This is a genomic window from Dermacoccus sp. Tok2021, assembly GCF_019895135.1.
Taxonomy (GTDB): Bacteria; Actinomycetota; Actinomycetes; order Actinomycetales; family Dermatophilaceae; genus Dermacoccus; species Dermacoccus abyssi.
The window spans coordinates 99,090-125,638 of record NZ_JAGTHU010000005.1; the positions used below are offsets into that span (position 1 = coordinate 99,090).

Genomic DNA, 26,549 nt, shown 5'->3' on the forward strand with positions numbered 1-26,549 from the left:
GCTCATCAGCTCGTAGAAGCGGCGGGGATGACCTGCCAGCTCACGCCGAACGGGTCCTTGCACCAGCCGCACTGGCTCTCGGCGCCGCCGTTCGCGGTGAAGCCGTTCCAGTAGTGGTCGACCTCGGCCTGGTCGGCGCACATGATCTGGAAGCAGACGGCCTCCGTCTGCGGGAACTGCGGCCCGCCGTTGAGGAGGGTGAAGGGGTTGCCGTCGAGCTCGACCTCCTCCATGAGCACCTGCCCGGCCATGTGCGCGTTCGGGCCGAGCGCCGCGGCGTCGGTGGGATAGTGCACGGTGCTCGTGCGCTTCGCGTTGGGAAAGAGCGACAGGTACAGGTCGGCTGCCGCCTGAGCGGTGCCGTCGAGCCAGATGCAGGGTGTGATGTTCGTCGTCATGGGTTCATGATGCGCCCTTCGGGATGGCCACCGGTGGTACGCGTCCGAACGCTGTTCATCGTTGTCGAGGTCCACGGCGGTCGTGGGAAACTGTCGCCCGTGTCGACCATCGTCTTCTTCCACGCCCACCCCGACGACGAAGCCAGCCAGACCTCCGGCGCCATGGCGCGCGCCGTCGAGGAGGGCCACCGCGTCGTGCTCGTCTACGCCACGAACGGTGACCACGGTTCGCCCGCCGAAGACATGGCCGAGGGTGAGACGGTCGTCGAGCGACGCCGCAAGGAAGCGGCCGAATCCGCTCGGGTGCTCGGCACGGCGCGCGTCGCGTGGCTCGGCTACGCCGACTCGGGCATGACGGGCTGGGAGCAGAACGACGTCGACGGATCCTTCCACGGCGCCGACCCCGTCATCGCTGGGCAGGCGCTCGCCGACATTCTCGACGAGGAGAACGCCGACGTCGTCGTCGGCTACGACTGGCACGGCGGCTACGGCCACCCCGACCACGTCAAGGTGCACAACGTGCTCCACCGCGCGGTCTCGCTGGCGAAGAGTTCGCCGCGCGTGTTCGAGTCGACGATGAACCGTGACGCCCTGCGCGAGCAGATGCGTCAGGCCCGCGAGTCCGGGCTCATCCCCGAGGGCGAGAGCTTCGACCCCGACGCCGGCGGCGACGACGGCAACCCCCTCGGCATGGCCGAGCGCGACATCAGCTTCCGCGTCGACGTCAGCGCCTACCTCGACACGAAGCGCGCCGCGCTCGGCGCGCACGCGTCGCAGCCCGACGCCGCAGGCATCCTCGCGATGCCCGCCGAGGCGTTCAACGCCGGCTTCGGCACCGAGCACTACATCGACGTCGCCGCCATGCAGGCCGGCGGCCTTCCCGCGACGGACGGCCGCGGCCACGGCGCGCGTCCCGAGGGCCAGCCCCTGTCCGACGGCTGGTTCTTCTGAGCCGCTGACGCTGGGCCGGCCCGCTCGCTCCGGCCATGCCGGTGGGTGCGCGAGTGCCGTCAGGCCGCGTTGTGTCCTGATGGTCCCGGTTTGAGATGCCGACGTGCCACCGGGGCACGTTGTGTCCTGAACAGGTAGTCGCGCCGGTGCGAGCTCAGAGCGTCAGGACGTACTCGTCCTCGTCGGCCGGGCACGCCGGCGACGGCGGGTTCACCTGCGTGAACCCGTGCCGCACGTACGCCGCCGCGGCCCGCTCGTTCGCGCGGAACACGTGCAGCGCCAGCACCCGGTAACCCAACTCGCGTGCCCGCAAGACGAGTGCTTCGACAAGGTCGTCGACGACGCCGGTGCCGCGCCGACCCGGCTCCACCCACACCTGGACGACGAAGGCGAGACGCTCCGGGTCGTCCGTCAGCGTCCGAGCGCTCTCCACGTCGTCGAGATAACCGGAGGCGGGAAAGAGGCCCGCCAAACCGTCAGCACGCGGCGCGACGCCGCTCGAGGCATCCGGCTCGTCGTCAGCCACCCACAGCAGCGTCCCGGGGTTCGACGCGCGCTCGACCCACCGCTCGTCGGGGAAGGCCACCTCGCGCTCGAACGACGAGCCGAACGCCTCCGGATTGGTCCCCAACGCACGCAGACGCACGTCACGGTAGGTCTGCCACGGAAGCTGCGACGCGGGGTGCACACTCATGACGTCATCCTCCCGATCCCGAGGGGCACAATCGACCGATTTGCCCGCACTGTCGCAATATTCAGGGATTCGTGAGCCATTCGTTATCAACTGTGAATTCCCTCTGTCATGGCAAGGAGAACGGCCGACTCGTTCGTCGGCGATAACGCTCCCGCAGGGCCCGTGAGGCCCGGAAAACCGCGGTCTGACGCGCCTGCGCACCTAGGATGAGCCAAACGAAGCCCGCCTACTCCCGTGTGCCGCACGGGGCGTCGGCGGGCACATTGTGGAAAGGGGGATGACGCCTCGTGTGGGAATTCATCGCTGAGCGATGGCAGGACATCGCCTATCGCAGCTACCAGCACACCTCGCTCGTCGTCCAGGCCGTCTTGCTCGCCACGATCATCGCGCTCGTCCTTGCGGTCATCGTCATTCGGAACAACAGGCTCAAGGGCTTGGCCAACATCTTCTCGGCGGTCGGTCTGACCATCCCGTCGTTCGCGCTCCTCGGCGTGCTGCTGCCGCTCGTGGGCATCGGTGCCCTGCCGTCGGTGCTCGCAGTCTGCTTCTACGCCGTTCTGCCGATCCTGCGCAACGCGGTCGTCGGCCTCGAGTCGGTCGACAAGAACCTGCTCGAAAGCGCGCAGGGCATGGGCATGAGCAAGGCAGCGACGCTGCTCAAGGTGCGCCTGCCCATGGCGTGGCCGGTCATCCTCGCCGGCGTGCGCACGTCCACCCAGATGTCGTTCGGCGTCGGCGCCATCGCCGCCTACGCCCTCGGCCCCGGCCTCGGTGGCTACATCTTCACCGGCCTCGCCCAGGTGGGCGGCGCCAACGCGCTCAACTACGCGCTCGTCGGCACCATCGGTGTCGTCGTCCTCGCGCTCCTTCTCGACCTCATTCTTGTCGGCGTCGGCCGACTGACGATTCCCAGGGGGATCCGTGCCTGACAACACCACCGAAGCCCAGGGCGCCACGCCGGTCGAGCGCGCTGACGACGTCAACACGGACGTCAACACCGACGTCGACGCCACGAGCTCTCAGCGCAGCGAAGTCACGGGCGCCGAGATCGTCTTCGACAACGTCGTCAAGAAGTACCCCGGCCAGGCGAAGGCTGCCGTCGGCGGCATGTCGCTGCGCATCCCTGCCGGTGAGACCGTCATGTTCGTCGGCCCGTCGGGCTGCGGCAAGACGACATCGCTCAAGATGATCAACCGTCTCATCGACCCGACGAGCGGCACCATCACGATCGACGGCAAGCCGATCTCCGAGTCGAAGGCCGACGACCTGCGCCGGCGCATCGGTTACGTCATCCAGGGTGGTTCACTCTTCCCGCACATGACGGTGGCCGACAACATCGCCGTCGTCCCCGGTCTGCTCGGCTGGGACAAGGCCAAGACGACCGAGCGCGTCGACGAGCTGCTCGACATGGTCGGCCTCGACCCGGAGCGCTACCGCGACCGCTTCCCGCGTGAGCTCTCCGGCGGTCAGCAGCAGCGTGTCGGTGTGGCCCGCGGCCTCGCCGCCGACCCGCCCGTCATCCTCATGGACGAGCCCTTCGGCGCCGTCGACCCGATCACGCGTACGCGCCTGCAGGACGAGATGCTCAGCATCCAGCGCCAGCTGCGCAAGACGATCATCTGCGTCACGCATGACATCGACGAGGCTCTCAAGCTCGGCGACCGCATCCTCATCCTTTCCGAGGGCGGCAAGATCGAGCAGTACGACACCCCCGAGAACATCCTCGCGGCCCCGGCCAACGAGTTCGTCGAGGACTTCGTGGGTGCCGGTTCGGCCCTCAAGTCCCTCGCCCTCTCGCGCCTCGACGATGTCGAGATCGCCGACGCGCCGACGGTTCGCGTGGGTGACTCCATCGTCGACGTGCAGCGCAACGCCACCGCGTCCGGTGTGCGCAACGTCGTCGTGCTCGACGAGCGTGGTCGTCCGGTCGACTTCGTCACCGCCGCCAAGCTGCGCGGCGAGCGCGTCGAGAACCGTCGCCGCGAGGCACTGCAGACGGTCGACCACCGCGCCACGCTCAACGACGCCCTCGACGCCATGCTCAGCTCGAGCCACGGCGCCGTCGTCGTCACCGGTGGGCGCGGCGAGTACCGCGGTGTCGCGTCGTTCCAGCAGATCATGACGCACATCCAGGACACCCACGAGGCGGCCGAGTCGCGCCGTCACGGTGCCGACGCCGAGGCCACGCCCGATTCGGTGGCTGTGGCGAACACCTCGAGCCACACCGACTTCCGCGAGCAGGCCGAGGAGGGTGAGGAACAGTGAAGGGCCGTATCGGACGCGAGCAACTCGGTCTGATCTTCGGGCTGCCCGTCCTCATCCTCGTCATCTTCGGCGCCTGGGTCATCTGGCGTCAGACCGCCGATCTCGACCCCATCGAGGCGCGTCAGCTCGACTGGTCCACGCTGCGCAAGCTCGGGTGGGAGCACATCAAGGTGACGTTCGTCGCCACCTTCTTCGTGCTCGCCACGGCCCTGCCCATCGGTGTCGCCCTGACCCGTCCCAAGCTGCGCCGCTTCTCCGGGCCCGTCGTCGCGTTCGCCAACGCGGGCCAGGCGACGCCGGTCATCGGCCTCATCGTGCTGCTCGCGCTGTGGATCGGCTTCACCTTCTGGGTGGCCGTTCTCGCTCTCGCGATCTACGCGTTCCTGCCGGTGCTGCGCAACACGATCGTCGGTCTGCAGCAGGTCGACCCGACGCTCGTCGAGGCGGCCCGCGGCATGGGCATGAGCCAGATGAAGACGCTCGCGACGGTCGAGCTGCCGCTCGCGGCGCCGGTCATCATGGCCGGTGTGCGCACCGCGCTCGTCCTCCTCGTCGGTACGGCGTCGTTCGCGACGTTCATCAACGCCGGCGGTCTGGGCGCGCTCATCCAGGCGGGCATCAACCTGTTCCGCTACCCGATCCTCGTCAGTGGCGCGATCCTCATCGCCCTGCTCGCGCTCGTCTTCGAGTGGGCCGGGCGTGTGCTCGAGGCCATCGTCACCCCGAAGGGGCTGTGATCGCATGACGCACAAGTTGATTCGTACTCCGCGGGCCAGGCTCGCCGGCGTCGCCGGAGCGGCGGCAGCGGGTTCGCTGCTGCTCAGCTCCTGTGGCCTCGGTACCTCGGCCGGCATCTCGCCCTCGGGTGAACTGGGGCCGAAGCTCGCCACCGTGAAGAAGCTCGACGGCGCCGAGATCGCCGTCGGTTCCAAGCAGTTCACGGAGCAGCAGATCCTCGGAAAGATCGCCGTCATCCTGCTGCAGTCGGCCGGGGGAAACGTGAAGGACTTCACGACGATCCCCGGTTCTGCGGCGGCTCGTGAGGCGCAGATCCAGGGCCAGACGACGTTCTCGTGGGAGTACACGGGCACGGCGTGGATCACGTACATGGGGCACACGAAGCCGATTCCGGACCCGCGCAAGCAGTTCGACGCCGTCAAGGCAGAGGACGCGAAGAACGGTCTGACGTGGCTGCAGTACGCGCCGATGAACAACACCTACGGGTTCGCGGCGAAGGAAGCCACGGCGAAGAAGTTCAACGTGAAGTCGTTGTCCGACCTCAAGAAGGTGCCGAAGGCGCAGCGCACGCTGTGCGTCGACACCGAGTTCGCCAACCGTGACGACGGCCTCGAGCCGATGCTCAAGGCCTACGGCATTCCGCTCGGCAGCGAGATTCCGCGTAACCAGATCAAGAAGCTCGAGTCGGGTGCGATCTACGCGGCTACGAACAACGGGCTGTGCAACTTCGGTGAGGTCTTCACGACCGATGGCCGCATCAAGGTGCTGAAGCTGCAGGTGCTCGCCGACGACAAGAAGTTCTTCCCGCTCTACAACGTCGCCCCGGTGTTCTCCACCGAGACGTTGGAGAAGAACCCGCAGTTGTCGGACCTGTTCGGCCCTGTGTCGAAGAAGCTGACGAACGAGACGATGATCGAGCTCAACGCCAAGGTCGACGTCGACGGTGAGAACCCGTCCGACGTGGCGTTCGACTGGCTCAAGAAGGAAGGCTTCATCAAGTAGCCGCCTGACGTGACGCCCGGCCCCTCGAAGCGCGAGAGGCCGGGCGTTCGCGTATCCGGGGAACTTCTGTCGATCTGGTGGCGACATAGCGCGGCCACATCGACACATCTGCACCGGCTGGGTCAGAGCTCGAGCGCTGACCGAGCTTCGTCGAGCCGCGACCGGACGACGGTGTAGTGCGCCCACCGTCCGCGCTGTTCGCGCATGAGGAGCCCGGTGTCCGTCAGCTTCTTGAGGTGATGGCTCAGGGTCGGCTGGGTGATGCCCAGTTGGCTCGGCAGGTGGCAGGCGCACACCGTGCCGCCGGGGGTGGCTGCGAGGTAGGTGAGCAGACGCAGCCGCACCGGATCGGCGATCGCCTTTAGGAGCTCGGCCCGGCGATTCGCGTCGTCGAGCGGCAGCAGCGCCGCGTCGGCGGCGGGAGCGCAGGTGAACTCTGCGGGGGTGGACATGTGGCTCACCCTACCGACATATTGACAAACATCAATACGTTGGCCAGAGTTCATGACGATGAAGACCGATGCCACTGGCTCCGCCGAGCCCACGCAAGCCCCTGTTGCCGCGCGCCTTTCGACGCTCGATCGCTTCCTGCCGGTCTGGATCGTCGCTGCGATGGCCGTCGGTCTCCTTCTCGGACGGCTCGTGCCGGGTCTCGACGACGCGCTCTCCGCCGTCGAGGTCGAGGGTGTCTCGCTGCCGATCGCCATCGGCCTGCTCGTCATGATGTACCCGGTGCTCGCGAAGGTTCGCTACGACCGCCTCGACACCGTGACGGCCGACAAGCGGATGCTCGGTGCGTCGCTCGTCCTGAACTGGCTCGTCGGGCCCGCCGTGATGTTCGCGCTCGCGTGGATCTTCCTGGCCGACCTGCCCGCCTACCGCACGGGCCTCATCATCGTCGGGCTCGCCCGGTGCATCGCGATGGTCATCATCTGGAACGACCTCGCCTGCGGTGACCGCGAGGCCGCGGCCGTGCTCGTCGCGCTCAACTCGGTCTTCCAGGTCATCGCCTTCGCCGGCCTCGGGTGGTTCTACCTGTCGGTGCTGCCCGGGTGGCTCGGCCTCGAGCAGACGAACCTCGACGTGTCGCCGTGGCACATCGCCGCGTCCGTGCTCGTCTTCCTCGGCGTGCCGCTGCTGGCCGGTTTCCTTTCACGCCGTGTCGGCGAGAAGCGTTGGGGCCGCGACGCGTACGAGGGGTCGTTCCTGCCTCGCGTCGGGCCGTGGGCCCTCTACGGGCTGCTGTTCACCATCGTCCTGCTCTTCGCGCTCCAAGGCGACGCCATCACGCGCAACCCGCTCGACGTCGCCCGCATCGCCCTGCCTCTGCTCGTCTACTTCGCCCTCATGTGGGGCGGCGGCTACGTTCTCGGCAAGGCGCTCGGCATGAGCTACGAGCGGACGACGACGCTCGCCTTCACTGCGGCCGGCAACAACTTCGAGCTCGCCATCGCCGTCGCCATCGCGACCTTCGGGGCAACGTCCGGCCAGGCGCTCGCGGGCGTCGTCGGGCCCCTTATCGAGGTGCCCGTGCTCGTCGGCCTCGTCTACGTCTCGCTCGCGCTGCGCGGGCGCTTCCCCCAGGTGCCGAAGGAGACCCGAGCATGAGCGAGCCCCGCCCGAGTGCCCTGTTCGTCTGCGTCAAGAACGCCGGAAAGTCGCAAATGGCGGCTGCCCTGACGCGCCTGCACGCCGGCGACTCCGTCGAGGTGCACTCGGCCGGCACGCACCCGGGATCGAAGCTCAACGAGGAGTCGCGAGCGGCCGTCGAGGAGGTGGGCGCCACGTTCGAGGGCGAACACCCCAAGGCGATCGACGTCGATCTGCTGCGCCGCGCGGACCGCGTCGTCGTCATCGGTGGCGAAGCGCAGGTCGAACCCGTGGAGGGAATGCGAACCGACATCGAGCGCTGGACCACCGACGAACCGTCGCTGCGCGGCATCGAGGGCGTGGAGCGGATGCGTCTCGTGCGCGACGACATCGACGCGCGTGTGCGCGCCCTCGTCGCCGACCTGACGGACTGACCACCCAGCCACCTGGGGAACTACTGTGGATCTGGCGGCGAAATATCGCAGCCAGATCCATACAACTGCACCGGATAGCCGACCCTCAGGGCGTCAGAGGGCCTTCGTGACGAAGTCGCGCAGGTCGGTGATTGTGCGGCATTCGTGCATGTCGATGATCTCGGCGTACTTCGTCGCGACAGAGTCACCCGTGCCCCACTGCGATTCGGCCTCCGGGTTGAGCCAGAACGCGTGACGTGCCTCGTCCACGATGGCGCGCAGCGCGTCGTAGCGCGGGTTCGTCGAGTTGGTGCGAGCGTCGCCGAGGACGAGCAGGGTGGCACGCGGCGTGACGGCGTCGAGGTGGTGGGCGACGAAGTCGACGAACGTCATGCCGTAATCGGAGTTGCGGTGCCCGCGCTGCATCCGAGTGTTGCCGCGAAGCGCCTCGATGAGGTCGCCGTCCGCGCCCACGGAGCGGACGGTCTCGGTGAGTTCGTCCACGGTGTTGACGAACCCGAAGACGCGCACGCGCGCGAACTGCGCCTGCATCGCCTGCATGAGCAGGATCGTGAAGCGGCTGAAACCGGAGACGCTGCTGCTCATGTCGGCGAGGATGACGAGCTCGGAGCGGTTCGGCGTGCGGTGGTCGTAGACGGGCGCGATAGGAACTCCGCCGGTGGACATCGACGCACGAAGCGTCTTGCGGATGTCGATGCGCCCGTGACTGGCGCGGCGTCGTTTCGCCGCCATGCGGGCCGCGAGCTTGCGCGCGAGGGGCTCGACGACGCGACGCATCTGGGCGGCGTCGATCGCGTAGGTCTGACTGAAGTCGCGCCGCTCGATCGGCGTGGTGACGGCGTAGGTCGCCTGGCTCGCCCTGCCGCGGATCTCGGCGTTGCGACGGCGGGACTCGGTCTCGATGCGACGCCGGAACCCCGCGACGCGCGTACGGATCTCGTCGCGGTCGAAGCGCTGGACGAACGGGTCGGGCTGCCACCCCTCGAGTGGGGCTGCGGCCTGACCGCCACTGCCGGCGCCACCGCCGCCCTCGGAGGTGCCGACGCCCTCGTCGGCGAGACCGGGGGAGCCGACGCTGCCCTCGAGGGCGTCCGCCTCCTGCTCGGCTCGCAGGCGGCGCAGGTACTCGTCGTGCTCGCGCAGAAGCTCAGTGGCCCGCGCAACCGCGAGGTTCGGTTGGAACTGGTCGATGGCCTGGTTCGCAGAGAACCCCTCGTCACCCGCGCGACGCAGGCGCCCGAACTCGTCGACGACGACGCCCGCGAGCGTCTCGAGGGCCCGCTCGTCGTTCTCGGCAAGAGCCCTCGCAAGCAGTTCGGTGAGGGCCTTGGCGCGTTCGCGCAGCTCGGCGGCATCGGCGTTCTCCGCGTCGAACTCCGGTAGCTGGGCGAGCAGGTCGTCGGCGCCGAGATCGCCCGCCGCAGTGCGTCGTCCGAGCGCAGCGGGGAAGAAGATGTCGAACAGATCGTCGAAGACGCCGCGCTGCTCGCCCCGGCGCACCAGAGCCGCTGCGAGCCCCTCACGCAGGCGCTCGCGGTTCTCGAGACCGAGGGCGCCCGCGACGTGCCCGGCATCCACGACGTCACTCGTTCCGACGACGACACCGTGGCGGCGCATCGCGTCGGCGAGGGCAACGAGGCGGCGTCCGAGGGGGCCGATCACCGCGGGTGTCTGCGTGTCCTCGCCACGCGGCGCAGCGTCGTCGAGCGGTTCGTGACGTTCGGGCTGCCCGGCCGAGGGGCGGTTGTGGAACGCCCCCGGGAAGTGGTGCTCGTCAGGCATCGAGCTTGAGCAGCGTGGAGGCGCGCTCGATGTCGTCCTGGTGCTTGAGCAGGACGCCGAGGTTGGCGCGCAGCACGGTGGGGTCGAGGTCGTCGGAGCTGTCAGCCCCGAGTGCGACGAGGGTGCGCGCCCAGTCGACGGTTTCCGCGATGCTGGGCGCCTTGCGCAGCGGCATCTCGCGCAGGCGCTGCACGAGCCGGACCACGGACTCGGCGAGCGCCGCGTCGAGGCCCGGCACCTTGAGGGCGACGATGCGCTGTTCGAGTTCGGCGCTGGGGTAGTCGATGTGGAGGAAGAGGCAGCGTCGGCGCAGAGCCTCCGACAGGTCGCGCGCGGCGTTGGAGGTGAGGACGACGAACGGGCGCTGCGTCGCGGCAAGGGTGCCGAGTTCGGGCACGGTGACCTGGAAGTCGCTCAGCACCTCGAGGAGGAGGCCTTCGACCTCGACGTCGGCCTTGTCGAGCTCGTCGACGAGCAGGACGGTGGGCTGCTCGTTGCGGATGGCGCGCAGCAGCGGCCGGGTGAGGAGGAACTCGTCCGTGAAGATGTCGGTGGCGAGGGCCTGCCAGTCGTGAGCGACCTCGTCGTCGGTCGCCTGCGCGGTGGTCCCTGTCGCGTTCGTCTGTGCCAGCGCAGTGTTGGCGGTGATGCGCAGGAGCTGCTTCGCGTGGTTCCACTCGTAGAGGGCGCGGGCCTCGTCGATGCCCTCGTAGCACTGCAGGCGCACGAGGTCGGCGTCTTCGCCGGTGGTCGCGGTGAGCGCGCTCGTGACGGCCTTGGCGAGCTCGGTCTTGCCGACGCCGGCGGGGCCCTCGACGAGCAGCGGCTTACCGAGTGCGTCGGCGAGGAAGACCGTCGTCGCGATGGCGTCGCTCGCGAGGTAGCCGGCCTCGGCGAGGCGGTCGCGGACGTCGTCGACGGATTCGAAGTGCGCAGTCACCGTGCCATTGTCGCGGATGGCTCAGGCCGCGATCGGCGAAAACGCAGAACGGGTTGACCGGGTAGGCCCTCGGAACGATCCGATGTGACGCTGGCCCCACAGCTCGCGCACACTTCGCAGTCAGGTGTACCTTTAAACATAGATAACCTAACTAAACGAAGGGAAGAGATGTCCACCGCGCATCCGCCAACCGCGCAGGCCCCGATGAGGACGGTCTTGTCGCACGTCATCGTTCCGATCCTCATGGGTCTCATCATGTGCGCCGCCTACCTCGGTGGTTTCCACAAGCCGTCGCCCCACCACGTGCCCGTCGCCGTCGTCGGTCAGGCTCAACAGGCGGGCCCGCTGGCGGCCAAGGTGCAGGACGCGTTCGGCGACGAGGCGGACGTCCGCACGATCGCGACGCCCGAGCAGGCGACGGATCAGCTGAAGCACCTGAAGATCTCCGCGGCCTACGTCCCCGGTGACGGCAAGGCCGAACTGCTCACCGCCGGTGGCGCGTCCGACACGACGAAGTCCGTCGTCGAGAAGATGTTCCGCCCCGTCGCGGAGAAGCAGCACGATGCGCTGACCGTCAAGGACGTCGCGCCCCTCACCGAGGACGACCCCGCCGGCCAGAACGGTTTCTTCTTCCTCGTCGCCCTGACGGTCGCCGCGTACGCCACGTCGATCGCCATCGGCGCGGCGGCTGCGAGCCGCCCGTTCGCCCAGCGCATCGCCCTCGCCGCCGGCGCCGCCGTCGTCATTTCGACGATCGAACTCGCGATCGCGGCGTGGGGTTACGACATGTTCGGTGGGCACGCGCTCGCAACGTGGGCGCTGTCACTGCTCTACACGGCCGGCGTGCTGACGGTCGGTGTCGGCCTGCACCCGATCGTCGGACGGTTCGCGACGCTGCTGTACTCGGCGATCTTCGTCGCGCTCAACTTCACCTCGTCCGGCGGCGTGTTCGCGCCCGTCATGCAGCCGAGCGTCTTCGGTTGGCTGCACGACTTCTGGATCGGCTCCGGCTTCGTCGAGGCGCTGCGTCGCATCATCTACTTCCCGGACGCCTCGATCGCCGGCCCGCTCACCATCTTGTTCGGCTGGCTGGTCGTCGGGTTGCTCTGTCTCGCAGCCGGATGCGCGGTCGAACAGCGACGTGTTGTGCGAGCCCGTGAGCTCGAGGAAGCTGCGTCCCGCCCCGTCGGACGTCACGCCGAGCACGCGCATCAGGACGAGCGCGACGAGCTCGACCCCGAGACCGAGGAGGAACTCGAGGAGAACGTCGCCGTCTGACGTCCTCTCTCTTTGCGCCCAGATGCACCCGGGTGCATCTGGGCGCAAAGAGAAGCCACCAGGGGTGTGGACCGGTGCCTCACGAGCTGCGAGCAAGGCGATGAAGAGCCCACCATGCGACGGGTCGATAGGCGTGCCCCACGAGAGGCGGCAGATCCATCGCCATGTGGCAGCGGCACCCGCTCCGACGAACCTCGACGCGGTGCTCGCCCGTCGTCGTCAGCCCCAGGACGCTGACGCGCCAGTTCCACGTCCTCGCCGCCGCATCGACGTCGGTGATGACGAACCGCCCCACCGTCACCGGCCCGAGACGCCACCGTCCTTCCGCGCCGGGACTGATCACCACGGCATCCGCCTCGACCGGCGGCATGTGCGGCGACCAGTCACGCCACCGATCGACGTGCACGTAGGCCTGCCACGCCGCGTCGACACTCGCGGGCCCGTCAGCATGGACGTCGATGCGCTTCATGTCCGAATGCTAGGCGTTCCAACGGAACCCAGGTCGCGCACAGCCCTCGGGCGCCCCGCGCCGACCCCAGCGCGCACGATGGCGCGTAACTCACACGTAGGCGTGCAGTTGCGTGCCTACCCGAGAGTTACGCGCCATCGTGAGGGTCAGGCGACCCTCGACTCCGTTCGCTTGATCCTCAGCGCGCGGACTACTCATTGGCTCAGTTCCTCAGCGCCCGATTCGGCAGGGCCGGGCCTTCGCACGCTCCGGCGCGAACCTACCTCGGTCGGGCTTGATCGTCACTGAGCCCACGGCGCGCTTCGTCAACGCTCCCTACGCCGAGGTGTGAACGCCTCGCAAGCTCGGCATCCACACCCTCGACTCCGCTCGCTTGATCCTCAGCGCGCGGCTTTCTTGTCTCGCCGACGACGGTGCAGAATCGGCTCGGTGTAGCCGTTCGGCTGCTTCGCGCCCTCGAGGATGAGTTCCTTCGCGGCGTTGAACGCGATGCCGTCGAAGTCCGGCGCCATCGGCTCGTAAGCCTTATCGCCCTCGTTCTGCTTGTCGACGATCGGCGCCATGCGCTTCAGCGACTCGACGATCTCGTCTTCGGTGACGATGCCGTGCTGCAGCCAGTTCGCGAGCAGCTGGCTGGAGATGCGCAGCGTCGCCCGGTCCTCCATGAGCGCGACGTCATGGATGTCGGGCACCTTCGAGCAGCCCACGCCCTGGTCGATCCAGCGTACGACGTAGCCGAGGATCGACTGGCAGTTGTTGTCGAGTTCCTCGCGCTTGTCGGCGTCCGACCAGTCCGTGTTCTCCGCGAGCGGGATCTGCAGGATGTCGTCGACCGACGCGGCCTTGCGCTTCGCGAGCTCCTCCTGCACGGCGAACACGTCGACCTGGTGGTAGTGCAGCGCGTGCAGCGTCGCGGCGGTCGGTGACGGCACCCAGGCCGTCGTCGCGCCGGCCTTCGGCTGGCCGATCTTCTGCTCGAGCATGTCCTTCATCAGGTCGGGCATCGCCCACATGCCCTTGCCGATCTGCGCCTTGTGCGCGAGACCGTCAGCGAGGCCGACGTCGACGTTGTTGTCCTCGTACGCCTTGATCCACGTGGAACCCTTCATCTCGCCCTTGCGGATCATCGGGCCCGCGAGCATCGACGTGTGGATCTCATCGCCGGTGCGGTCGAGGAAGCCCGTGTTGATGAACACGACGCGCTCCTTCGCGGCGTGGATGCAGGCGGAGAGGTTGACCGTCGTGCGGCGCTCCTCGTCCATGATGCCGACCTTGATCGTGTTCTCCGGCAGGGCGAGCACCTTCTCGACGCGGCCGAACAGCTCGTTCGTGAACGCGACCTCCTTGGGCCCGTGCATCTTCGGCTTCACGATGTAGATCGAGCCGGTGCGCGTGTTGCTCACGCCCTCCTTGCCGACGAAGCCGTGCAGCGCCGCCAGCGACGTGACGAGCGCGTCGAGGATCCCCTCGCCGACCTCGTTGCCGTCGGCATCGAGGACGGCGTCGCTCGTCATGAGGTGGCCGACGTTGCGGACGAACAGCAACGAGCGGCCCGGCAGGGTGAACGTGTCGCCGCCGGGGGAGACGTATTCGCGGTCGGGATTGAGCTCGCGCTTGAACGTCTTGCCGTTCTTCGTGATCTCCTCGGCGAGGTCACCCTTGTTGAGGCCGAGCCAGTTCGTATAACCGAGCACCTTGTCCTCGGCATCGACGGCGGCGACGGAATCCTCGAGGTCCATGATCGTCGTGACAGCCGACTCGACGAGGACGTCCTTGATGCCGGCCGGGTCGGTCGCGCCGATCGGGGACTCGGCGTCGATCTGGATCTCCAGGTGAAGACCGTTGTGCTTCAGCAGGATTGCCTCCGGCTGCGCAGGCAGCCCGACGTAGCCGGCGAACTCGTCGGCGTTCTTCAGCGACGTCGTGCGCTCACCGTCGAGGTGGACGAAGAGCTCGCCGCCGTCGACGCCGAAGCCGGTGACGTCGGTGTAGGAACCCTCGGCGAGCGGGACGGCAGTGTCGAGGAAGTTCTTCGCGAACGCGATGACGGCGTCGCCGCGCACCGTGTTGTACGAGGTGCCCTTCTCCTTGCCGTCGGCCTCGTCGATCGCGTCGGTGCCGTAGAGCGCGTCGTAGAGCGAACCCCAGCGGGCGTTCGACGCGTTGAGCGCGAAGCGGGCGTTGAGGATCGGCACGACGAGCTGCGGACCGGCGGTGTCGGTGATCTCGCGGTCGACGTTCTCCGTCGTGATGGAGAAGTCGGCGGGTGCGTCGACGAGGTAGCCGATCTCGGTGAGGAAGGCCTTGTACGCGTCGAAGTCGGGCTTGCCCGGGTTGTCGCGGTGGTAGGCGTCGATCTTCGCCTGGAGCTCGTCACGCTCGGCGAGGAGAGCCTTGTTCTTGGGTCCGAGGTCGGTGATGACCTCGGCGAAACCCTTCCAGTACGTCTCCTGGTCGACGTCCGTGCCCGGCAGGACCAAGTCGTTGATGAAGTCGTACAGGACGGTGGCGACCTGGAGTCCGTGCACCTCGGTGCGCGGCGTGGTGTCAGTCATGTGCTTCCTTTCGTCGCATGCAGAGGGCTCCTTATCTCCAACGCTACGCGTCAGTAGACCCGTTGTGGCAGGTTAGAGGGCGCCGAAGTGACACGCGTCACGCGTCGTGCGGAAGGCGCCCCTCGATCCACGCGAGAACGTGGGCCGTCACGTCGTCGCGGTTGGTCTCGTTGAGCAGTTCGTGGCGCGCGCCGGGGTAGAGCATGAGCGTCACGTCCTCCACGCCGCCGTCGCGCAACATGGCCGCGGCCGCCTCGACACCGCGACCGTCCCCGCCCGCCGGATCGGCGTCGCCGGACACGACGAGGATGGGCAGCTTCGCTGGTGTGGCCGCGACGAAGGACGGGGTGTTGACGAGGCGCAGGCCGCCGAGCATGTCGACGTAGAACCCTGCGGTGGCGATGAACCCGCACTTGTCGTCGGCGACGTAGGCGTCGACCTCGGCGTCGTCCCGGCTCAGCCAGTCGAAGTCCGTGCGCGCCGGCTTGAACGCCTTGTTGAACGCACCGAACGAGAGTTTGTCGAGAAGCTTGCTCGGGTGCTTCGCGCCGCGCAGGCGCGCCTCGGCGGCGGCCACCTTCGACCCCACGAGCCCCAGCGTTCCCGCGTCGGCGGGCGTGCCCGACAGGACGAGGGCCGTGAGGCGTTCACCGTGACGCACCGCGTACGTGCGCGCGAGCAGCGAGCCCATGCTGTGGCCGAACAGGACGATCGGCGCGTTCGGGTGCTCGGCGCTCGCATGCGTGACGACGGTGTCGATGTCGTCCGTGACGCGGTTCCAGCCGTCGGACTCGGCGAAGTACCCGAGGGTTCCGCCTTCAGCTGTGCGTCCGTGGCCGCGGTGGTCGGCCGCATAGACGGCGAACCCGGCACCGGTGAGGGAGTCCGCGAAGCGGGCGTACCTCTCGCCGTGCTCGGCCATGCCGTGCGCGATGACGACGACCGCGCGCGTCGACGCTTCGTCGGCCACCCAGCGGCGGCCGCGCAGCGTCGTGCCGTCAGGGGCAGTGAGGTCGAAGGGCTGGGGCTGCACGGGTTCTCCTCGAGGCGGCTGGCTGAACTACCGCTATCCTGCCCGGTCGGAGCCCTGAACAGTCACAAAACCATGCGGAAAAGCGGCGAGTCCGGGTCGACGCGCTCGGTGCGCATCGCCGACTCCGCCATGCGCTCGAGCAGCGGCTCGAGACCGGCGGGCTCGCCGAGTTCGAGGCCGACGAGCGCCGGCCCGGTCTCACGGTTGGAGCGCTTCGTGTACTCGAACAGCGTGATGTCGTCCTCCGGGCCGAGGATCTCGTTGAGGAAGCGGCGCAACTGGCCAGGCTCCTGCGGGAACTCGACGAGGAAGTAGTGCTTGCGCCCCTCGTAGACAAGCGAGCGCTCGACGACCTCCGCGTAGCGCGAGACGTCGTTGTTGCCCCCGGACAGGATGGCGAGAACGAGTTCGCCGTCGGCGATCTCGACGTCGTCGAGCGCTGACGAGGCCAATGCCCCTGCAGGCTCGGCGATGATGCCGTCGCTCTGGTACAGGTCGAGCATCTCGGTGCAGATGCGCCCCTCGGCAACACTGAAACAGGGCACCTCGCCCGCCGCGATGACCGGGTAGGTGTGCGCGCCGAGCAGGCCGACGGTGGCGCCGTCGACAAAGGGATCGGTGACCGGCACCGAGACGGGGCGACCCGCCGCGAGCGCGGCCTGCAGGGAGGGGGCGCCCACCGGCTCGACACCGACGATGCGCGTGTTCGGGTGGCGTTCACGCACCCACGCCGTGGTGCCGGCGAGCAACCCGCCACCTCCGACGGGCACGACGACGACGTCGGGCACCCGCCCGTGCTGGATCTCGCACTGGGCGAATGCCTCGCGCGCCACCGTGCCCTGTCCGGCGATCGTGCGCACGTCGTCGAACGCGGGTACGAGCGTTGCCCCGGTCGTGGTGGCGAACTCACCGGCGGCTGCGGCCGCCACGTCATAGGTGTCGCCCTCGACGACCGTCGTCACCCACGGGCCGCCGAGCACGCGCACGCGCTCACGCTTCTGACGCGGCGTCGTGCGCGGCAGGAAGATCGTCGCCTTCACCCCGAGGCGCGCACACGCATAGGCGACGCCCTGGGCGTGGTTGCCGGCGGAGGCGCACACGACACCGGCCGCGCGGGCGTCCTCGTCGAGCTGCGCAATGAGGTTGCTCGCCCCGCGAATCTTGTAGGAGCGCACCGGCTGCTGATCCTCACGCTTGAGGACGACGGTGGCGCCGTACTTCGCGCTCAGGCGGCCGCTCTCGGTGACGGGCGTCGGAGCGAGCAGGCCCTCGAGGCGCGCTGCGGCGGCGTCGACTGCTGCTGCGTCGACGCCGGGGGTGGGGGTGGTCGTGCTGGTCACGGCGTCCAGACTCTCATGCGCCGCGCGAGAGCCGCGTGGCCTACTCGGATGACGGATAACGCGCTTCGCGGGCCTGTCGCACCTTCGCGTGCCGCGAGCGGTCGAGGCGGAGCGTCAGGGCGATGACTCCCACGAGCAGCAACCCGCACACGGCACCGAACAGCGCTGCCATGACGACGACGCCGACGGGATCGTTGTTCACCGGGCCACCGTGTCATCCCGACCTGTGTCACCACTGGGAACCTCGGCGAAAAAGCATTGTTGTCGAATCGTGTTCTCACGTGTGAACCACGTGCCTCCTTCGTGCGTCAGACATGGCAGAGTCGATGTGAGGACGCTCGACACGAGCAACGAGGGGAGCGGAATGCAGCACGACAAGCGGCACTGCGCCGAATGTGGGGAGCAGGTCTCGGGGCCGTTCTGCAGCAACTGCGGCACGCGAACGGCCGCGGGGGCCACAGCCGGCGCGAACACGAGCGGGGCGTTCTTCGACGAGGAGCCCACGCGTCTCGGTGCTGACCGCGCCGCGGATCAGCCGTACAACGGTTATGCCTCCGACGACGCGGACGAGTACGGGGGCGGCGTGCCCCCGGTGGAGCGCGCGGCGACGTCGTCCGCCCGGCCCGCCAAGACGAACCAGATGCTCGTGACGCTCATCGCCGTTGTCGCGCTCGCCGTCGTCGGAATGCTCGGCTACCTCTTCACGAACGGTCGCGGAGACGACAAGGCCGATCCGCCGCCGGTGAGCGACTCCTCCACCAGCGCACCGACGAAGAGCACGTCGTCCTCGACGTCGTCCTCGACGTCGTCGAGCACGACACAGAGTTCGACGAGCAGCCCTGGCCCCTCCACGACACAGGGCAACTCGAACGGTGGCAACAACGGCGGCGGGGGAGCACCAGCGCCTGCACCGTCGCAGACCACCGAGGAACCTGCCCCTGCACCGAGCCCGAGCACGACGGGTGTCAGCGAGCTTCCCGGCCTCGTCAAGACGACGAGCATGGGCGGTTCGGACTACGCGATGACCCGTGAGGGCAACACGGTCACGGTCTGGCGGGCCGGAAGCGAGGGCGCCAGCCGAATCGGCTCCTTCACCCTGCGTGGCGGCGGAGGAAGCAACGGACTGGACTTCATCAACCTGCCCGGCTGCAGCGCGCCGGTCGTCGCGTGGAACGCAGCGAGCGCGAGCGGGTCGGCTGCGTACGGCTACGACGGTTCGGGCTACCAGGCGTACGTGGGCAGCTCGAGCGGCAGCATGTCGCCGAGCGGTGGATCGCCGAGCTCGTACGGCGTCAACGCCTACAACGGCATGCTGGAGATCCGTGACAGCTCCAAGCAGAAGGCACGTGGTTCGGGTAACCACTTCGACAGCTGCGAGAGCGCCTCACCGGACGTGCTGCACATGGTGAGCGGCGGCTGACACGTCCGCCGTCACGCGGGGCGGCAAGACGCTCGCGGAGGTCGCAAAGGGGCCGGGCCCGAAACCACGAGATGTGGTTTCGGGCCCGGCCCCTTTCGTGCTGGTGGCCTGAGGGTCAGACCTCGAGCGCGCCTTTGGCGATGCACGCCTTGCGGACGCCCTCGCCGTAGGCCGGGTCGGCCTTCGTGCAGTTCTCGATGTGACGCTCGATCGTCTGCGCGGTCGCGCCCTTGATGGCGGCGGCCGTGTTGGCGAACAGCGCGTGCTGCTGCTCGGGCGACATGAGGCGGAACAGGTTGCCCGGCTGCTCGTAGTAGTTGTCGTCGTCCGCGCGGTAGTCCCAGTGGTCGGCGACGTGCGCCATCTCCTGATACTTCGCCATGTCGGACGCCGGCTCTGCGTAGGAGGGCTGCTCCTGCATCGCGCCGTAGCTGTTCGGCTCGTAGTGCGTCTCACTGCCCTTGTTGCCGTCGACGCGCATCTGGCCGTCGCGGTGGAAGGTGTGCACGGGGCACGTCGGCGCGAACGCGGCCTGCTCGATGTCGGCGAAGAAGTTGTCCGCGTTGCGGTTGAGCTCGAACTCGCCGACCTCGATGAGCGGGTAGTCCTTCTTGCTCCACACCTTTGTCAGGTCGAACGGGTGGAAGCGGTACGTCTTCGCGTCTTCCTCCGGCATGATCTGCACGTACATCGTCCACTTGGGGAAGTCACCGCGCTCGATGGCCTCGTAGAGGTCGCGGCCCGAGGACTCGCGGTCTTCGGCGATGACCTGTGCGGCCTCGTCGTCGGTGAGGTTCTCGATGCCCTGCTGGGTGCGGAAGTGCATCTTGCACCAGAAGCGCTCGCCGGCCTCGTTGATGAACGAGTAGGTGTGCGAGCTGAAGCCGTGCATGTGGCGGAACGTCTTGGGGATGCCGCGGTCACTCATGACGATGGTGACCTGGTGCAGCGCCTCGGGCAGCGACGACCAGAAATCCCAGTTGTTCTCCGGGCTGCGCAGGTTGGTGCGCGGGTCACGCTTGACGGCGTGGTTGAGGTCGGGAACTTCATCGGGTCGCGGAAGAAGAAGACCGGCGTGTTGTTGCCGACCATGTCCCAGTTGCCCTCTTCGGTATAGAACTTCAGGGAGAAGCCGCGGATGTCGCGCTCGGCGTCGGCCGCGCCGCGCTCACCGGCGACGGTGGAGAAGCGGGCCATCATCGGCGTCTGCTTGCCGACCTCGGAGAAGATCTTGGCCTTCGAGTACTTCTGGATCTCGGGGCTCGTCACCGTGAACGTGCCGTGCGCGCCCGAACCCTTGGCGTGCATACGACGCTCCGGGATGACCTCACGGTCGAAGTGGGCGAGCTTCTCGATGAGCCACAGGTCCTGCAGAAGGATCGGGCCACGCGGGCCGGCCGTAATCGAGTCCTGGTTGTTGACGACGGGCGCTCCCGCAGCCGTCGTCAGCGGGGGTGCTCCTGGTTGCGGCCCTGCTCGTTGTCGACCATGAGGTGCTCCTTCGGTTGGTCGGGTGTGATCGGTCAGGAGGGAGGTGCTTCGGTTCTCACCCTAGGCGCTGCCACTGACAACGGACAGGGTGAAGCGGGTTCGTCCGGACGTCAGCCCGGCGGAGTCTTCGCGCGGCATTCAGCGCAGACGCCCCAGTAGGTGACCTCGGCTTCGTCGATCTCGAAACCGGCGCTCAGGTCGCTCTCGTGTGCCGCTGTGAGGCAGGGGGTTTCGCCCACGGCGCACGGGATATCGACGATCGTCGCGCAACGGCGACACACGAGGTGGTGGTGGTTGTCGCCGATGCGGCGTTCGTACAGCGCGGACTGCCCCGCCGGTTCGATACGGCGGATGATGCCGTGAGCCGTCATGGCGTGCAGCGCGTCGTAGACCGTCTGCATCGAGACGGCGCCGTACCCCTCGCGCACCGCCTTGAGGACGGTGTCGGCGTCGGAGTGCGGCCGGTTCTCGAGCGCTTCGAGGATGGCCAGGCGCGGACCCGTGACGCGCAGGTTGGCCTCGCGCAGCATGGTGCGCGGGTCCGGCGGCGAGGTCTGGGTCGTGGTCATGCCTCTATGGTGACGCGCTTTCTGGAATGAATCAAGATAAGCGCCGGACCAATGTCAACTAGTCACCCGCGACGAGCCACAGCACACCCCACGGCGGGAGGTGGATGTCGCCGTCCGCATCTGAGTGCACGGGTCGCGCGGTGAGGGCGTCGACGAGCCCGACGGCCGGCTTCGTCCGTTCCCCTGCCGAGTCGACCTTCGCAGCGTCGTGCACTGCGCCGAGAGTGAAGCTGCCCAACCACTGCGCGGGCCATGCCTGCTCCCCGTCGGTCACGTTGTAGAGCTGAACCATGTCGCCGGCGGCGTGACGGCGCCCGACGGCCAGCACGCCCGGATTCGCGACAGGCAGCACCTCGGAGGCCATCTGCCCGTCGAGCTGAGGCAGCCGCGCGCGCACCTGCCCGACGGAGCAGTGCCATTCGAAGATCGCGCCGGTGACGCTGCCGTGATCGTGACGCTGGGCGAGCGCAGTGTCGGGCAGAGCCGGGCGGTGAGCCCAGCGGTTGTCGTCGGCGTGGGTCGGGTCGCTTGCCCACTCGGGGTCGTTGGGCAGGGCGAGTTCGTCGCCCGACCAGATGACGGGCAGGCCGCCGGTGCCGTACGTGGCGGCGACGAGAAGCTTCATCCGCGCCATGCCGGTTGCCGTCAGGTGAGGGTTGTACGACTCGCTCGCGCCGGTCAGCGACGCCATCGTGCCGGAGATGCGTCGGTCGCCTGTCTGCGGATTCGCCTGGAAGACAAGGCCGTCCGAGAACGAATCGAACGATTCGCGCGCGTAGAAGTCGGAGAGGAACGCGCGGTGCAGCGGGCCGGAGAGGCCGACGGCGGCGGCGTCGCCGTCGTCGATGGCCCAGCCAATGTCGTCGTGGCAGCGGATGTAGGAGATCCAGGTGGCGCCCTCGGGCGTCGGCGGCAGTCCGCGGAGCGTGTGCACCGCGAGACGCGTGTCCTGGGCGGCGATCATCGACCACAGCTGCACCATCCAGGTGTTGTGGTACGCCAGATCCGACAGGCGCTCCTCGTACTCGCCGAGGCCGAGGTACTGCACGAGGTCGTGCGGCCCGACGATGGCCTCGGCCTTGAATGCGAGGCCGGGTGCCGCCATCCGCGCGACGGCACGCAGGATCGACGTCAGCGCGTGCACCTCGGGTTGGTTCTGGCAGTTCGTGCCCATGCGCTTCCACATGAACGCGATGGCGTCGAGACGCAGCACCTCGACGCCCTTGTTCGCGAGGAACAGCATGATGTCGGTGAACTCGGCCAGCACGTCGGGGTTGGACCAGTTGAGATCCCACTGGAATGCGTTGAACGTCGTCCACACCCACGCCTGGGCCTTCTCGTCCCAGGTGAAGTTGCCCGGCGCGAAGTCGGGGAAGACCTCGGGCAGCGTGCGCTCGTAGGCGTCGGGCACGGAGCGGTCGGGGAACATGTGGAAGTAGTCGCGGTACTTCGGGATGCCGGCGCGCGCCTTCGTCGCCCACTCGTGCTCCTCGGCGACGTGGTTGAGGACGAAGTCGAGGACGAGGCTGATGCCGCGGTGACGCAGCGTCGTGGCGAGGGCTTCGAGGTAGATCATCGTGCCGAGATCGTCGCGGACTTCGCGGTAGTCGACGACGGCGTAGCCACCGTCGCTGTCACCGGCGCGGGTGCGCAGCAACGGCATGAGGTGCAGGTAGGTGACACCGAGTTCGTCGAGGTAGGCGGTGCGTTCGGCGACGCCGGCGAGGGTGCCGCCGAAGCGTTCGGTGTAGGCGGCGTAGCCGATCATGCGCGGCGACGAGAGCCAGTGCGGGTCGGCTTCGCGACGACGGTCGAGGTCGTGGAGTTCCTCGGGGCGCTCGAGGAAGCGGCGCGCCGCGATCTCGACGAGGTCACCGGCGATCTCCTCGACGCGGTCGGGGTGGACGACGTTCAGGCCGTCACGCAGGGCGGGCCACTGGGCGCGCAGGCGGGCGATGAAGACGTCGCTCTGCCAGGGGGAGGCCGGCGTGAGGACGGGCGAAGCGCGTTGGATTGCCGACACGGGAAGGGGCATGGGTGCCATTGTCCCCGACTCGGAGGTGACCGGTCGGTAGGCCTCACCGGCCGGACGTTCCGGACACGTCGGCGGCGCCTCGTGGAACGCGCCACCACGGCCTGTGAGGTGCAGCGAGGGGGCGGGGCGTTCTCGTTGTTTGGGTTCGGTGTGAGCCCTTGGTAGGCTGCGAGCTTGAGGGGAGTACTTCCCACGTTCCGATTTCGGTCAGTACGAGCGCGCCGAGCCGCGCTCCCGTGCGGAAGCGGCGACAGCGTCGTCGTGAAGGAGACCTCAGTTCAACACGTATGCGAACTGAGGTGTTCTCATCATGGAAACCATTGCCACACCGGCTCTCTGGACGACCACGATCGTCGGTGTTCTTGTTCTGTTCGTCCTCGACTTCATCGTCACGCGCAAGCCGCACGAGGTCTCGATGAAGGAAGCGACCGGGTGGTCGCTGTTCTACATCGGTCTGCCCGTGGCGTTCGGTGGGTGGCTCTGGTCGCAGCACGGCAGCCAGATCGGCACCGAGTACTACACGGGCTACATCGTCGAGAAGTCGCTGTCGGTCGACAACCTGTTCATCTTCATGCTGCTGCTCGCGGCGTTCGCGGTGCCGAAGGCCTATCAGCAGCGGGTGCTGCTCATCGGTGTGGCGGGCGCGCTCGTCATGCGCGCCATCATGATCGCGATCGGCGCATCGCTGCTCACCAAGTTCTCGTGGATGTTCGTCATCTTCGGTCTGTTCCTGCTGTGGACGGCCGTCAAGGTCTGGCGTGACACGCGCAGCGACGAGGAGGAGGAGATCGACCCGAGCGAGCTCGGTTCGGTGAAGTTCTTGCGCCGCTTCTACCCGGTGACCGACGACTACCGCGGCACGAGCATGAGCGTCGTCGAGGCCGACGAGACCGGCAAGAAGCGCCGCATACTGACGCCGCTGGCCGTCGTCACGGTGGCGGTTCTCGCGGCCGACGCGATGTTCGCGCTCGACTCGGTGCCCGCCGTCTACGGCATCACCGGCGACCCCTACCTCGTCTTCGTGACGAACGCGTTCGCGCTGCTCGGCCTGCGCGCGCTGTACTTCCTCGTCGAGGGCGTGCTGAGCAAGCTCGTGCACCTCGGGTACGGCCTCGCCGTCATCCTCGCGTTCATCGGCTACAAGCTCATCGCGCACTGGGCGCACGACGTCTGGCACTGGGTGTGGACGCCGTCGACGGCTGTCTCGCTGTCGGTCATCATCGTGTCGCTGCTCGCCGTCACTGTCTCAAGCCTCGTCGTCACGCGCCGGCAGGAGCGCGAGGAGGCTGCGGCCGACTCGCAGAACTGACGCTTCACCCTTCGTCACAGCGCACCCGCCTCGTCCTTCGGGACGGGGCGGGTGCGCTGTGTCGTGTTTGCGTCACTCCTTCGGCGAGTGGGTTCGGTCGTAGTACGCGGCGTACTCCTCGGCGGTGATGCGGACGCTACCGCGGGCCAGCATGACCGTGGAGAGGTCGCAGTCGAGGTCGCCGGCAATGGCGAGCTCGTTGTCGTACCAACCCTTCGGCTTCCACGGCTTGCGGCTGGCGGTGGTGCGCTGCGCCATGTGCATCGCCGTGTTCCACAGCAGCCCGTCGATGTGGTCGACGCCGAGGGTGGCGCGGATCTGCTCGGCCGCGTCGTCCGCCGTCAGGCCGCAGTGCTCCACGGCGTAGAGCAGCGCGACGGAGGGCGTTCGGTGGTGGGCGTGCACGCAGTGCAGGAAGACGGTGTGTTCCTCCGCCCGAAGCTCGGCGACGGTGTCGGCGGCGTCGGTCAGCACTGCCGCGAGGTCGTTGTGCGTGCTCGGATCGTCGGAGTCGACGATCCAGTACTCGACGTGCCGCGCGGGGTGGTTGCCCCCGCCGAACCGGCGCAGCCTCGTCTCCCGGTTCTCCTGGGAGCCGATTCGCGAGAGGCTGACGACGGCGTCAGCCTGCGTGTGCGCCAGGGCCGTCTGGGTGCCCAGGTGCAGGCCCGCGTCGAAGGATGTCGGGGCGTCGAGCGCTCGACCGCCCGGTGAGGGCTCGATCTCGCGCAGTGGCCAGGCGCCCGGCTGCGTTTCGCCGGCGGTTCGCAAAGCGAGCTCGACGAGGTCGCGCACCGTCATGTCGGGCCACCCCTGGATGCGGCGGCGCCACGTTCCGGGGATGGGCGGTTCCCTCGACGGTTCAGGCGTGTTGCATGGCGCTCGGCAGGGCACTGGCCTCACGGGTCACCAACCCGTTGGGGGGGGGGTTAGACCTCGCGAGTACCGCGCACGGCCATCCAGGTCACCAGCCGCACCTCATGGAGCCCGACGTCGGGGAGGGGTTCACGTGGGGGTGGTGCCGTGATGCCCGCCTCCTCCAGAACGTCGGTGATCAGGTCGATGCGTTCTTCGTCCGTGCGCCCTTCGTTGAGGGCACGCCGCATCTGGCGGGAAACCTTCGCGGAGGGGACGCTGCGGAGTCGGTTCGCGAGGTCGATCTGCCTTTCTCGTCCGAGATATCCACCAGCGCGGAAGACCAGCTGGTGGGCGTCGCGGAAGGACAAAGGCATGTCGGGCTGGAACGCGTTGGGGTCGGTGAGCTGACTCCAGGTGGTGAAGGCGTCGGTGCGCGCGACTTCCCACGCATCGAAGGCACGGTCGTAGACAAGGTCGTCGAGCCATCGTGGTGTGCTCGCGCTGCCGGGGTCTGCAACGCGCAGCGAGATCAGTGTGTCGCCAGAGATCCGCGGGTTCCCCGTGTCGTCATATGTGAGGCTCCAGTTCTCGTCAACCGCCACGTATCGGAACCAGGGGTTGTGGCTGTCCCCGATGCGGATGCAGAAGACGTACCCATTGCCGTGTACGGCTGGGTTCTCAAATCCGCTTCCCGACCCGTAGGGAAGGGAGAGGATCTCGGTCTTGGTGGTGGTGTCTGTGGTGAAGGCTCCGTAGAGCCGGCGCCGGTACTCCTCACCGGAGAGAGACGCACTGGAACCGCCAGCGTCGAGGAGTTTCTCGAACTCGTCGGTGACATGGTCGTCCGTAAGATTCACCTCGTGCCCAGGGCCGCGGCCCGGCAGGACTTCTCCAGCGCCGACCGCGGCGTCGGCCAGTGCCAGCTTGTTCTTGAGTCGTTCCTCCAGCCGGAGCAGGTCATCCAGGCGTTCACTGGGAAAGAACAGCCCTAGGTGGACGTAGTCGTGCTGAGACCCAATGCGGTCGACTCGGCCGTGCCGCTGAACGATCCGCATGGGGTTCCATGGCAGGTCGTAGTTGATCATCTGTCCGGCTTGCTGCAGGTTCATGCCCTCAGCGAGGACGTCGGTGGCGAACAGGATGTCGTACTCGTCCTTGGCCGTGGGCGCCCCGTTGGCGTTTCGCGGGCCGGCTGTCCTGGGTGCGAATCCGGCGATGGTGGCGGCACGTCCGCCCTGGTCGACGCCGCCGGACTCGCCGCGTTCGTGCACTTTGGCGTAGGCGCCCATGATCGGAGGTGCGACCCTGCCCTGGTAGTCACTCAATGGTGACCCGGGCGGGGGGGGGGGGGGGGCGGGGGGGGCCCCCCCCCCGGGGGGGGGGGGGGGCGCGCGGCCG

Annotated in this window: 24 protein-coding genes and 1 pseudogene; 10 read left to right on the forward strand and 15 right to left on the reverse strand. The window is 68.0% G+C overall.

Annotated elements, in window-relative coordinates:
- Positions 1 to 5: 5 nt before the first annotated feature.
- Positions 6 to 398, reverse strand: coding sequence for a VOC family protein (locus tag K9D12_RS04870; RefSeq protein ID WP_225910934.1), 393 nt, complete (start codon positions 396 to 398; stop codon positions 6 to 8).
- Between the two features lie 99 nt (positions 399 to 497).
- Here K9D12_RS04870 and K9D12_RS04875 point away from each other — a divergent pair, with 99 nt between their 5' ends.
- Entirely contained in the window at positions 498 to 1,349 is an 852-nt protein-coding gene (locus K9D12_RS04875; protein WP_223059617.1) for a PIG-L family deacetylase, read from the forward strand.
- Between the two features lie 154 nt (positions 1,350 to 1,503).
- On the opposite strand, the gene K9D12_RS04880 is transcribed toward K9D12_RS04875, so the two are convergent.
- Positions 1,504 to 2,043 (reverse strand): N-acetyltransferase, encoded by a 540-nt coding sequence (locus K9D12_RS04880; RefSeq protein WP_182434807.1) that lies wholly within the window; start codon positions 2,041 to 2,043, stop codon positions 1,504 to 1,506.
- A 287-nt stretch (positions 2,044 to 2,330) separates the two neighbouring features.
- Here K9D12_RS04880 and K9D12_RS04885 point away from each other — a divergent pair, with 287 nt between their 5' ends.
- From K9D12_RS04885 to K9D12_RS04900, 4 genes are read left to right on the forward strand one after another with little or no spacing between them, the layout of a single operon-like run.
- Positions 2,331 to 2,972, forward strand: coding sequence for an ABC transporter permease (locus tag K9D12_RS04885; protein ID WP_047310972.1), 642 nt, complete (start codon positions 2,331 to 2,333; stop codon positions 2,970 to 2,972).
- Positions 2,965 to 4,308: an ATP-binding cassette domain-containing protein gene (locus K9D12_RS04890; RefSeq protein WP_370633457.1), complete on the forward strand. Its 1,344-nt coding sequence runs from the start codon at positions 2,965 to 2,967 to the stop codon at positions 4,306 to 4,308. Before K9D12_RS04885 ends, K9D12_RS04890 begins: the two co-directional genes overlap by 8 nt.
- Positions 4,305 to 5,045: an ABC transporter permease gene (locus K9D12_RS04895; RefSeq protein WP_223059618.1), complete on the forward strand. Its 741-nt coding sequence runs from the start codon at positions 4,305 to 4,307 to the stop codon at positions 5,043 to 5,045. Before K9D12_RS04890 ends, K9D12_RS04895 begins: the two co-directional genes overlap by 4 nt.
- 4 nt (positions 5,046 to 5,049) lie before the next feature.
- Entirely contained in the window at positions 5,050 to 6,048 is a 999-nt protein-coding gene (locus K9D12_RS04900) for a glycine betaine ABC transporter substrate-binding protein (protein ID WP_223059619.1), read from the forward strand.
- A gap of 122 nt (positions 6,049 to 6,170) precedes the next feature.
- Here K9D12_RS04900 and K9D12_RS04905 read toward each other — a convergent pair whose 3' ends face one another.
- Positions 6,171 to 6,500, reverse strand: a complete 330-nt coding sequence (locus K9D12_RS04905) for a helix-turn-helix transcriptional regulator (RefSeq protein ID WP_223059620.1) — start codon at positions 6,498 to 6,500, stop codon at positions 6,171 to 6,173.
- 52 nt (positions 6,501 to 6,552) lie between these two features.
- Here K9D12_RS04905 and arsB point away from each other — a divergent pair, with 52 nt between their 5' ends.
- Together arsB and K9D12_RS04915 are read left to right on the forward strand one after the other, a co-directional pair.
- The gene (gene arsB / locus K9D12_RS04910; protein ID WP_274541974.1) at positions 6,553 to 7,656 is read left to right on the forward strand and encodes an ACR3 family arsenite efflux transporter; all 1,104 of its coding nucleotides are present in this window, start codon (positions 6,553 to 6,555) and stop codon (positions 7,654 to 7,656) included.
- Positions 7,653 to 8,072, forward strand: coding sequence for a low molecular weight phosphatase family protein (locus tag K9D12_RS04915; RefSeq protein ID WP_223059621.1), 420 nt, complete (start codon positions 7,653 to 7,655; stop codon positions 8,070 to 8,072). The genes arsB and K9D12_RS04915 overlap by 4 nt, the downstream gene beginning before the upstream one ends.
- A gap of 93 nt (positions 8,073 to 8,165) precedes the next feature.
- Here the strand turns inward: K9D12_RS04915 and K9D12_RS04920 are convergent, their stop codons facing one another.
- Both K9D12_RS04920 and K9D12_RS04925 read right to left on the reverse strand, forming a co-directional pair.
- Positions 8,166 to 9,854, reverse strand: coding sequence for a VWA domain-containing protein (locus K9D12_RS04920; protein ID WP_223059622.1), 1,689 nt, complete (start codon positions 9,852 to 9,854; stop codon positions 8,166 to 8,168).
- Entirely contained in the window at positions 9,847 to 10,794 is a 948-nt protein-coding gene (locus K9D12_RS04925) for a MoxR family ATPase (RefSeq protein ID WP_223059623.1), read from the reverse strand. Before K9D12_RS04925 ends, K9D12_RS04920 begins: the two co-directional genes overlap by 8 nt.
- Before the next feature lie 216 nt (positions 10,795 to 11,010).
- On the opposite strand from K9D12_RS04925, the gene K9D12_RS04930 reads away from it, so the two are divergent.
- Positions 11,011 to 12,072, forward strand: a complete 1,062-nt coding sequence (locus tag K9D12_RS04930) for a hypothetical protein (protein WP_225910935.1) — start codon at positions 11,011 to 11,013, stop codon at positions 12,070 to 12,072.
- Positions 12,073 to 12,151: 79 nt separating this feature from the next.
- Here K9D12_RS04930 and K9D12_RS04935 read toward each other — a convergent pair whose 3' ends face one another.
- From K9D12_RS04935 to K9D12_RS04955, 5 genes are all read right to left on the reverse strand, one after another.
- The gene (locus K9D12_RS04935; RefSeq protein ID WP_129665982.1) at positions 12,152 to 12,541 is read right to left on the reverse strand and encodes a hypothetical protein; all 390 of its coding nucleotides are present in this window, start codon (positions 12,539 to 12,541) and stop codon (positions 12,152 to 12,154) included.
- A 380-nt stretch (positions 12,542 to 12,921) separates the two neighbouring features.
- Complete coding sequence (locus tag K9D12_RS04940; protein WP_223059625.1) at positions 12,922 to 15,096, reverse strand: malate synthase G; 2,175 nt, start codon at positions 15,094 to 15,096, stop codon at positions 12,922 to 12,924.
- Positions 15,097 to 15,193: 97 nt separating this feature from the next.
- Positions 15,194 to 16,129, reverse strand: coding sequence for an alpha/beta hydrolase (locus K9D12_RS04945; protein ID WP_223059626.1), 936 nt, complete (start codon positions 16,127 to 16,129; stop codon positions 15,194 to 15,196).
- Between the two features lie 62 nt (positions 16,130 to 16,191).
- The gene (gene ilvA / locus K9D12_RS04950; protein WP_129665988.1) at positions 16,192 to 17,478 is read right to left on the reverse strand and encodes a threonine ammonia-lyase IlvA; all 1,287 of its coding nucleotides are present in this window, start codon (positions 17,476 to 17,478) and stop codon (positions 16,192 to 16,194) included.
- A gap of 31 nt (positions 17,479 to 17,509) precedes the next feature.
- Positions 17,510 to 17,671, reverse strand: a complete 162-nt coding sequence (locus K9D12_RS04955) for a hypothetical protein (protein ID WP_165357954.1) — start codon at positions 17,669 to 17,671, stop codon at positions 17,510 to 17,512.
- A gap of 162 nt (positions 17,672 to 17,833) precedes the next feature.
- On the opposite strand from K9D12_RS04955, the gene K9D12_RS04960 reads away from it, so the two are divergent.
- Positions 17,834 to 18,889, forward strand: a complete 1,056-nt coding sequence (locus tag K9D12_RS04960) for a hypothetical protein (RefSeq protein WP_223059627.1) — start codon at positions 17,834 to 17,836, stop codon at positions 18,887 to 18,889.
- Between the two features lie 115 nt (positions 18,890 to 19,004).
- On the opposite strand, the pseudogene K9D12_RS04965 reads toward K9D12_RS04960, so the two are convergent.
- The 3 genes and pseudogenes from K9D12_RS04965 to K9D12_RS04975 form a co-directional block, all read right to left on the reverse strand.
- A pseudogene (locus K9D12_RS04965) lies at positions 19,005 to 20,338 on the reverse strand (catalase).
- 152 nt (positions 20,339 to 20,490) lie between these two features.
- Positions 20,491 to 20,949: a Fur family transcriptional regulator gene (locus tag K9D12_RS04970; RefSeq protein WP_129665992.1), complete on the reverse strand. Its 459-nt coding sequence runs from the start codon at positions 20,947 to 20,949 to the stop codon at positions 20,491 to 20,493.
- Between the two features lie 58 nt (positions 20,950 to 21,007).
- Entirely contained in the window at positions 21,008 to 22,984 is a 1,977-nt protein-coding gene (locus K9D12_RS04975; RefSeq protein WP_223059628.1) for an alpha-amylase family protein, read from the reverse strand.
- A gap of 310 nt (positions 22,985 to 23,294) precedes the next feature.
- On the opposite strand from K9D12_RS04975, the gene K9D12_RS04980 reads away from it, so the two are divergent.
- The gene (locus tag K9D12_RS04980) at positions 23,295 to 24,293 is read left to right on the forward strand and encodes a TerC/Alx family metal homeostasis membrane protein (protein WP_223059629.1); all 999 of its coding nucleotides are present in this window, start codon (positions 23,295 to 23,297) and stop codon (positions 24,291 to 24,293) included.
- A gap of 72 nt (positions 24,294 to 24,365) precedes the next feature.
- On the opposite strand, the gene K9D12_RS04985 is transcribed toward K9D12_RS04980, so the two are convergent.
- Complete coding sequence (locus K9D12_RS04985; protein ID WP_223059630.1) at positions 24,366 to 25,094, reverse strand: hypothetical protein; 729 nt, start codon at positions 25,092 to 25,094, stop codon at positions 24,366 to 24,368.
- 128 nt (positions 25,095 to 25,222) lie between these two features.
- Entirely contained in the window at positions 25,223 to 26,440 is a 1,218-nt protein-coding gene (locus tag K9D12_RS04990) for a helicase-related protein (protein WP_225910936.1), read from the reverse strand.
- Positions 26,441 to 26,549: the final 109 nt, after the last annotated feature.

What these genes read in the sequence shown, in the direction of transcription:
- K9D12_RS04870 (WP_225910934.1), bottom strand. Translation starts at nt 398, where the DNA reads ATGACGACGAACATCACACCCTGCATCTGGCTCGACGGCACCGCTCAG.
- K9D12_RS04880 (WP_182434807.1), bottom strand. Translation starts at nt 2,043, where the DNA reads ATGAGTGTGCACCCCGCGTCGCAGCTTCCGTGGCAGACCTACCGTGAC.
- K9D12_RS04900 (WP_223059619.1), top strand. Translation starts at nt 5,050, where the DNA reads ATGACGCACAAGTTGATTCGTACTCCGCGGGCCAGGCTCGCCGGCGTC.
- K9D12_RS04905 (WP_223059620.1), bottom strand. Translation starts at nt 6,500, where the DNA reads ATGTCCACCCCCGCAGAGTTCACCTGCGCTCCCGCCGCCGACGCGGCG.
- arsB (WP_274541974.1), top strand. Translation starts at nt 6,553, where the DNA reads ATGACGATGAAGACCGATGCCACTGGCTCCGCCGAGCCCACGCAAGCC.
- K9D12_RS04915 (WP_223059621.1), top strand. Translation starts at nt 7,653, where the DNA reads ATGAGCGAGCCCCGCCCGAGTGCCCTGTTCGTCTGCGTCAAGAACGCC.
- K9D12_RS04920 (WP_223059622.1), bottom strand. Translation starts at nt 9,854, where the DNA reads ATGCCTGACGAGCACCACTTCCCGGGGGCGTTCCACAACCGCCCCTCG.
- K9D12_RS04935 (WP_129665982.1), bottom strand. Translation starts at nt 12,541, where the DNA reads ATGAAGCGCATCGACGTCCATGCTGACGGGCCCGCGAGTGTCGACGCG.
- K9D12_RS04940 (WP_223059625.1), bottom strand. Translation starts at nt 15,096, where the DNA reads ATGACTGACACCACGCCGCGCACCGAGGTGCACGGACTCCAGGTCGCC.
- K9D12_RS04960 (WP_223059627.1), top strand. Translation starts at nt 17,834, where the DNA reads ATGCAGCACGACAAGCGGCACTGCGCCGAATGTGGGGAGCAGGTCTCG.
- K9D12_RS04970 (WP_129665992.1), bottom strand. Translation starts at nt 20,949, where the DNA reads ATGACCACGACCCAGACCTCGCCGCCGGACCCGCGCACCATGCTGCGC.
- K9D12_RS04975 (WP_223059628.1), bottom strand. Translation starts at nt 22,984, where the DNA reads ATGCCCCTTCCCGTGTCGGCAATCCAACGCGCTTCGCCCGTCCTCACG.
- K9D12_RS04980 (WP_223059629.1), top strand. Translation starts at nt 23,295, where the DNA reads ATGGAAACCATTGCCACACCGGCTCTCTGGACGACCACGATCGTCGGT.
- K9D12_RS04985 (WP_223059630.1), bottom strand. Translation starts at nt 25,094, where the DNA reads ATGACGGTGCGCGACCTCGTCGAGCTCGCTTTGCGAACCGCCGGCGAA.
- K9D12_RS04990 (WP_225910936.1), bottom strand. Translation starts at nt 26,440, where the DNA reads ATGGGCGCCTACGCCAAAGTGCACGAACGCGGCGAGTCCGGCGGCGTC.